We start from the raw sequence: 7,741 nt of genomic DNA, 5'->3' as shown, positions 1-7,741 counted from the left end.
CGGTTCGAGCGACAAACTGCATCGCTCTAGCGGGGAGGCTCTCTTCGACAGATTGCGCTTCGATGCCCGCTCTGAGTTTCGCGTCTCGAACTGTCGCCCACGTTGGCATGCCTTGTCCACCGTTGACGGCCTTGACGAACCCGTGCTGACGGAGGAACTCGTTGACGCGGAACTCGTAGCCTGTGTACTCGCCCATGCCGTGGTCGCTGACGACGAGTACGTTCTCGGGCTGATAGGCGTCGAGGATGGATTCGAGTTGTCGGTCGACTTCGGCGTAGATGTCGCGAACCGATTCGAGGTCACCCGGTCGCTCGTGGAACACAGTATCGGTCTGTTGGAACTGGATGAATCCGAAGTCCGGTTCGAAGCGGTCGACGAGGTACTTGAATGCGTCCCCACGCATTCGAATCAGCTCACAGTACCGCTCACTCGGTGATGTGTCGGTCGGTGAGGGGTCACGTGGGTACACACGGTACGCTCCGATTGCGTCGCGGACGTCGTCTACGATACCAACGGGGTGACCCTGTGGGTTCTCCGGTGCCGTGTAGCCAGGGATGAGCGCACCATCGAAGGGCCGACACGGGTGCGTCACCGGTGCGTTGACGACGACGCTCGAAAACCCGTGATAATCTAACAGTTCCCACAACGTCCGTTCTCTGAGATGACTGCCGTTGACGACGCTCCACTCGTAGCCATCGAAAGAGAGGAAGTCGAACACGCCGTGTTTGCCGGGATTCATCCCGGTGTACATCGAGGGCCACGCACTGGCCGTCCATGGTGGAATCTGGGATTCGAGTGGACCGTGAACGCCGGACGAAAATATCCTGTGGAGCGTCGGCAGCTCACCGTCGTCGAAGAGTGGTTGTAAGACCGGGAGACACGCTGAGTCGAGTCCAACGAGCAGCGTTTTCATTGCTCCCGTCCGATTCGTGGACATACTCAGAATGTGGTGATTCTACCGTTTTGTTATACGCGCACTTAGTTTCAATAAACGACATACATCGGGCGTTTGGCTATCACATATGTACCGTCCTTTGCCGACGAGTTCTCTGAGAGGACGGGCCGTTCAGAGTCTCGACTCGCCTCTCCCGTCGTATGGGACCAGTAACTCTGCAGTCGCCTGGTTTTCGACCGCATAGGATACTCGTAACAAAGCCGTCAACGTCTGTCTTTCACGATAGTAGTATGTCGCAGAATGGTTCACTTCTCTCCGCTTCTGACCGCCCACAGACGAGTGTGCAAGACCCCTCCGTGGAGTTCGGTGGACAACCACTCACACAGATCCTCGCCGACACCCTCGAATACGCACGCACCCGCGACTACAAAGGGTGGGATTACGGCGATGGGATGAGCAGCAAACTGTTGCGAGCACTCCCATTCGAAAACAAGTGGGTGAACCTCGCCGTCCAAGAGATGGTCAAACGTCCGCCGATCAACGTTCGGCCGTTGTTCCTCGTCGAACAACGTCGAAACTACAAGGGAACCGCGCTGTTCACGATTGCGAATCTGAACTACCACCACTACACGCGAGCGATGGGTGAGGAGACAAGCGTGGACTACCTCGACGAAGCGAGACACCTCGCCGATTGGCTCATCGAGAACCGTAGCATCGGATACCACGGGTTCTGCGGTGGCCACAAACACGAGATTCAACATCTGGAACAGAAGGGCGTGCCCAACGACCCTGACGTCGTCTCCACGTCGTTCGCGGTGAAAGCACTCCTCACAGCGTCTCCGTACGACCCGGTGTACGCCCCCGTGGCGCGAACAGCCTCGGAGTTCGTCGTCGAGGACCTCGACTACAGAGAAGTCGACGGCGGAGCGAAGATTAACTACCACATGAACCATCCCGATACGTACTATACACTCAACTCGGGGGCACTTGGGGCACGACTCCTCGTGGATATCTACGCACACTACGGTGACGAATCGGACCTCGAACGAGCGACGGCAATTCTCGACTTCATCGCCGACCAGCAGGCCGACATCGGTGGCTGGACCTATCGCGTGCCGGCGTCGAGTTCCCACCTCTCGATGGACAATCACCACAACGGGTTCATCCTCGACGCGTTCCTCCGGTACAAGCGCGTCTGTGACTCCTCGCGGTACGACGAGACCATCGAACGCGGACTCGCGTTCTATCGGACTGTCCTCTTCGACACCGACGGTGCTCCAAACTGGGACGAGTCGAAATCGTACCCGCGCGACATCCACGCCGCGGCGACTGCCATCGCCGTCTTCACCGCTGCGGGTGACCTAGAGATGGCTTCCAGAATCATCGGGTGGACCATCGAGAACCTCTATGCGGGTGATGGACGGTTCTACTACCGGAAGCACAAGTTCTACACCGTCAAGACGACGCTGATGCGCTGGGCACAAGCCTGGATGGCGTACGCAATGTCCGAGTACCTGAATGCTGTCGCACGCGCCGATGGCTACCAACTGGGTGTGGACGCGCCGATGTACGTGCCTCCAAAATCGTAACGAGAAGAGACGGGTATTCGTCTCCCACTTCGACCACAGTCACCGACTCGACTGGTGAGAGTTAGACACCACCTGCTTGTGCGCTCTGTTCGAACTCGGGAGCAGGTGCCGCGTTGCGGGCGCTGTAAGCGAGTATTGCCATCGAGGTGCCACTCACGAGGAGGTTGACGCCGAACAACAGGCCAATCGCCCACACTGCGGTCGATGGGAGTCCGGCCCAGAGCATCACACCCAAGAGCAGACCGATTGCACCGCTCGCGATGCTCAGGAACCAGTTCGGTTCGCCGCGGAGACGAATCCCCATCGCGATTTGAACGACACCGCTCACGAGCAGGTAGGCGATGACGAGGAGCGTCAGCGTGACGAGGCCAAAGACCGGGTTGAGCAGGAGAATTATCCCGGCACCGAGCGTCACGACGCCGAGGACGAGTTGCCAGATAGCCCCCGTCCAGTTTCTCGCTCTGAATATCCCGATGAAGTGGAGGAACCCGCTCGCGACGAGGAAGACGCCGATGAGGAACGATATCGAAATGCCAGTGACGAACGGTGCGAGAACTGCGAGTAGGCCGATGACGGCGATGACAGCTCCTGCAGCAGCAATCCACCGCCAGTTCGTCTGAATCGTGTTCGGTGCCGATTCGGCCGGACCCGAGGCTTCTGGTGTCGTACTCATGACGCCTGCAAGATTGGTGAGAAAACAGAATAAGCAATTTGCACTGTGTGTGTGACGTTCTCGGGGACGGACGAGTACGCGGTATCGAGAGTGTTCGAGCTTCGTCTGTTCTCGGTGACAGACGGTCCCGTCACGTATTGGTTGGCCTGACACACGATTCTCACCGAATATTCTACGATGCGGTATAATTCGTTTGTCACGACATTCTCGCAACACGTGAATAGTATTGATAATCCGTCACGTGGAATTGACGTTCACAATGAGTAGCCTGGTAGTGCTGGCGTTCGACACCATGGAGGGTGCCAAGGACGCGCGTGACAAGTTGTACGACCTACAGAAACAAGAGCTAATCAAACTCGACGACGCCGCTATCGTCGTCCGGAAAGAAAACGGGAAGACGAAAGTCGACCAGGCGGTGAGTCTCGTCGGAACCGGCGCACTCGGTGGTGCGTTCTGGGGGATGCTCATCGGTCTCTTGTTCCTCGCACCGTGGCTCGGGATGGCCGTCGGTGCGGTGACCGGTGCCCTCTCCGGGAAATTTGCCGACTTCGGCATCAACGACGACTTCATCAAAGAGGTGGGTGACACCATCGAACCCGGACACTCCGCGCTGTTCTTGCTCGTCCGCGAATCTCAGAGCGAACGCGTCGTCCCAGAACTCGAAGCACTCGCGCCGAAGGTTCTCCAGACGAACCTCTCTCCCGAACAGGAAGACGCTCTCCGCGAAGCGTTTGGCCAAGAACCGACTGCCGCCTGAGCGGGGCGTACATTTCTTTTGAACGCTAGCGTGTGAGTCCGTGGTTCGCCACGGCACGTGTGAGTGAGGATACGATGTCGATTCACAATGCAATCCACCCGTGCGGTGGACAATCGAGCGGGATGGAACGCCTCGGCGAGACGGAGGTTCGTCGATGACTCGGCGAGTCGTCGACCTGCGACTCTCTCGGGAACGGGCGGGATTGTGGGCGCTGACGGTGCTCCTCTTCGGACTCGTCGTCTACGTCACGTGGCGGTACGTTGGAACGTTCGTTCTCGGGTTGTTCCTCTACTATGTGACTCGACCGGTCCACGCTCGAATCAGCCACCGCGTCTCCTCCCGGACGCTCTCGGTGACGTTAGCACTCGTGAGCGTGGCGATTCCCGTGTTGATTCTCGTCGTGTGGACTATCTCTGTCGCAGTTCGCGGGATACGTGACCTCCTCGGGCGAGACTTGACTGCCGAACCGATTCCCGGCGTCGACTCGATACCGTCGTTCCCGGAACTGCTGACTTTGGCAGAGTCCACGCTTCGCGCCTTTCTCACCGACCCAGGGGAGTTGCTGGCGAACGGAATCGGCCAGCGACTCTTGGACCTTCTCGGCACCCTCTCGGGGTCACTCGCCGTCGTCGTGAACGTCGGCTTGCACCTGTTTATCGCACTCATCTTGGTGTTCTTCCTGCTCCGTGACGATTACCGAATCGCCGCGTGGGCCCGCGCTACGTTCATGAGTGACGACAGTGTGCTCGAGTCGTACCTCGAAGCGGTGGACCGTGACCTCACGCAGGTCTACTTCGGGAACATCCTCAACGCCGTCCTCACTGGTGCGCTGGGTGCTGCAACCTACAGCGTACTCAACCTCGTCGCGCCAGCGACGGTCCGCATCCCCGAACCAGCACTGTTCGGGCTCCTGACTGGTGTGGGAAGCCTCATCCCAGTCATCGGTATCAAAATCGTGTGGGTTCCCCTTGCGTTGATACTTCTCGCCGACGCCCTGCTCACCGACCCGTCGGCGCTCTGGTTCGTCGTCCTCTTCGCGGCCGTCTCGGTCATCATCGTCGATACCCTTCCCGACCAACTCCTGCGACCGTACGTCTCTGGCAGGTCGCTACACGTCGGTGCAGTCATGTTAGCGTACACGATTGGTCCACTCCTCTTCGGATGGCACGGTGTCTTCTTGGGGCCACTGCTGCTCATCGTCGTGGTCGAGTGCGCTCGACATATCGTCCCGGAGATAGTCGGTACACCGACATCGACAGGTGATTTCCTCTCGGAACCTCCCGATGTGACCGAATCAGAAGACGAATCTGAACCCGAACTCGGGAGGGACGAAGCCGGGCGTTCGCCTCAGTCAGGGGGGACGGACGACGACAAAGACGGATCTGTCCCCTCCGACTGAGAACACCGAGAGAGTATGCCGTGTGGTGTCTATTCACACGTTTTCCTTCCTGAGCGAATGTCAACAAAGATAGAATACAAACAAACGACGAATAAGTATAAATCCACCCACCGTCCACCGGGTGGTATGTCACGACAAGCACCCCCGGACGCCCCACGCGCCACGACTCGTATCGAGTGCGACCAAACAGCGGGCTACAACGTAAAAGCGGGTGCTCACTACTACGAATTCTGTCCGTTCTGTGGACATCGGACCGACGAGGGCGAGACTCACGAGATTCGTATCGACATCCGAAACTAATCGGTTCGGTCAGTCGCCCGACGAAACGTCTCTGTGTATTCAGCGGCGATAGTTGTCTACAGAGCGTACAGTCACCGAATACGTACATACAGGATTACGGACGTATCCGTGTAACACCCTCGTTTCTGAGTGTCGGCTTCGAATCGTTCACACGGCAAACGAGGAAAACGTTCGCTCCCTCATGTCATCTCGCTCCCAGTTTTATTATCGTTGAGAGCATATACGCTCTATGCGTCTCGTTCAGGTGTTGATACCCGAAGGAACAAGTGAGAGTGTACTGGGTGCTCTCGATGAACAGGGTATCGACTACGCCGTCTTTCAGGAAGTTGGTCGGGGTGATTTCGAAGCGATGGTTCAGTTCCCTGTCCCGCCGAGCGGTGTGGAGACGGTGTTAGATAGTCTAACGGAAGCGGGGATTCAGGAGGACGCGTACACTATCGTCTTAGCGCCAGAGACAGTGGTCTCACAGCGACTCTCTGCGCTCGTCGAACGGTTCCCTGGGTTACGTATCTCACGTGAGGAACTGTATGCCAGGGCCCAAGACCTGGCACCGGCGAACTCGACGTTCTTTGCGTTCCTGATTCTGAGTACAATCATCGCGACGACAGGGCTTCTTCTCGACTCCGCTGCGACCATCATCGGTGCGATGGTCGTCGCACCGTTGATGGGCCCTGCCATCTCTGCGAGCGTCGGGACGATTCTCGACGACGCAAATATGACCCGACGCGGTGTGGTGCTTCAGGTGACCGGACTCATCGCCGCCATCCTGACGGCGGCGATTATGGGCTGGATACTCCAGGCGACGATTCTCATCCCACCAGAACTCGACATACTTGCCATCCCGCAGGTCGCAGAACGAACGTCACCCAACTTCTTGTCGCTCTTTCTCGCATTAGGGTCTGGTCTCGCCGGGAGTATCAGCATCATGAGAGGGTCTGGGTCGACGCTCGTCGGGGTCGCGATTGCAGTCGCGCTGGTCCCCCCGGCAGCGACGTCTGGCCTCGGCCTCGCCTTCGGGTTGCCCGGCATCGCGTTCACCGCGGCCGTGCTCGTTCTGGTCAATCTCCTCGCCATCAACTTGTCTGCACTCCTCCTCTTCTATCTGGCAGGCTTCAAACCGCTCGAGGCCAGTAAATTCGAAGGAGTCAGGTCGTCGTTGTACTCGCGCTTAGTCGTCATCGCAGTCGGTATCGCCATCTTGTCGATTGTCCTCGCTGGGGTTACGTTCACGACCTTCCAGACGAAGTCGTTGGAGGTGAACGTACAGAACGAATTGAACCAGCGGTTCGAGGAAGCCAATCTGGAAGGTGTCGAACTCCTCAGTGTCACCGTCGACTACGAGATTTCCGACGTGATTCTCGGGAACGAACCGGAGGTGAACATCCTTATTGCAGTTCCGCGTAATCAGGAAATTCCGCCTGACCTCGCCCAACGGTGGGACGACGAAATCACCGAAGCTATCGGCCGTGACGTGGTCGTCAGGGTTGGATTCGTCGAAGCACAACTCTCAGAGCGAGAAGAGCCGAACCCACCAATCGATTGGCCATCACTCGCGTCTCGGCCGGGGGCCGACGTTCGGTATGCAGGTCACCTAACCGGCTAATCTCTCGATGCTGGGTGGGGATTCGACGTTCTCGGTGCGGCCGAGAACCGTGGACTGGTGGAATTCCTGCCTGTGACTTTTTGGTCTCTGCAATCGTATCATTGAAGCGAGGAATCGTATGTTCCAGTACCCGCGTCGTCTCGTACAAATTGCCCTTGCCTTTCTCCCTTTTTTCCTCGCGTTTCTCCGTGACCGACACAGGTTCATCCTCGTTGGTCGTCCGCGGACCGTAACAGAGGCCCAACACCGAGAACGGGCGCGGAAACTGCGGGACACACTGCTCGACTTGGGACCGACGTTCATCAAGATTGGGCAAGTCCTCTCGACACGGCCAGACGTTCTCCCGTTGACCTACACGAGAGAACTCATCACGCTTCAGGACACCGTTCCTCCCGGCCCCTTCGAAGAAATCGAAGCAGTCGTCGCTGCCGACGTCGGGGTGGAGGAATACGACGAATTCGACCCAGAAGCGCTCGCAGGAGGGTCGCTCGCACAGGTACACGAGGCCCAGTACAAGGGGAACAG

8 protein-coding genes are annotated in these 7,741 nt (G+C 58.0%); 6 read left to right on the top strand and 2 right to left on the bottom strand.

The features are described from left to right. Positions 1 to 913, bottom strand: a 913-nt coding sequence (locus tag AUR66_RS10595; RefSeq protein WP_197409739.1) for an alkaline phosphatase family protein, incomplete at its 3' end; no start/stop codon positions are given. Positions 914 to 1,185: 272 nt separating this feature from the next. Between AUR66_RS10595 and AUR66_RS10590 the strand changes: the two genes are divergently transcribed. Beyond that, the gene (locus AUR66_RS10590; protein ID WP_058572395.1) at positions 1,186 to 2,484 is read left to right on the top strand and encodes a hypothetical protein; all 1,299 of its coding nucleotides are present in this window, start codon (positions 1,186 to 1,188) and stop codon (positions 2,482 to 2,484) included. A gap of 61 nt (positions 2,485 to 2,545) precedes the next feature. Here AUR66_RS10590 and AUR66_RS10585 read toward each other — a convergent pair whose 3' ends face one another. Beyond that, on the bottom strand, positions 2,546 to 3,157 hold the full coding sequence (locus AUR66_RS10585; protein ID WP_197409738.1) for an HdeD family acid-resistance protein: 612 nt from the start codon (positions 3,155 to 3,157) through the stop codon (positions 2,546 to 2,548). Positions 3,158 to 3,449: 292 nt separating this feature from the next. Here AUR66_RS10585 and AUR66_RS10580 point away from each other — a divergent pair, with 292 nt between their 5' ends. From AUR66_RS10580 to AUR66_RS10565, 5 genes are all read left to right on the top strand, one after another. After that, positions 3,450 to 3,914 carry a DUF1269 domain-containing protein gene (locus tag AUR66_RS10580; RefSeq protein ID WP_197409740.1) on the top strand — a complete coding sequence of 155 codons (465 nt, stop codon included), beginning with the start codon at positions 3,450 to 3,452 and terminating at the stop codon, positions 3,912 to 3,914. Between the two features lie 154 nt (positions 3,915 to 4,068). Further along, positions 4,069 to 5,313 (top strand): AI-2E family transporter, encoded by a 1,245-nt coding sequence (locus AUR66_RS10575; protein WP_058572393.1) that lies wholly within the window; start codon positions 4,069 to 4,071, stop codon positions 5,311 to 5,313. Positions 5,314 to 5,439: 126 nt separating this feature from the next. Next, entirely contained in the window at positions 5,440 to 5,613 is a 174-nt protein-coding gene (locus AUR66_RS21215; protein ID WP_157533061.1) for a hypothetical protein, read from the top strand. Positions 5,614 to 5,842: 229 nt separating this feature from the next. Beyond that, positions 5,843 to 7,216, top strand: coding sequence for a TIGR00341 family protein (locus AUR66_RS10570; protein WP_058572392.1), 1,374 nt, complete (start codon positions 5,843 to 5,845; stop codon positions 7,214 to 7,216). 118 nt (positions 7,217 to 7,334) lie between these two features. Next, on the top strand, positions 7,335 to 7,741 hold a 407-nt coding region (locus tag AUR66_RS10565), incomplete at its 3' end, for an AarF/UbiB family protein (protein WP_197409737.1).

It is taken from the genome of Haloferax profundi, assembly GCF_001469865.1.
Taxonomy (GTDB): Archaea; Halobacteriota; Halobacteria; order Halobacteriales; family Haloferacaceae; genus Haloferax; species Haloferax profundi.
Note: the sequence above shows the minus strand (reverse complement) of the source record. Positions and strands in the feature narration are given on the sequence as shown.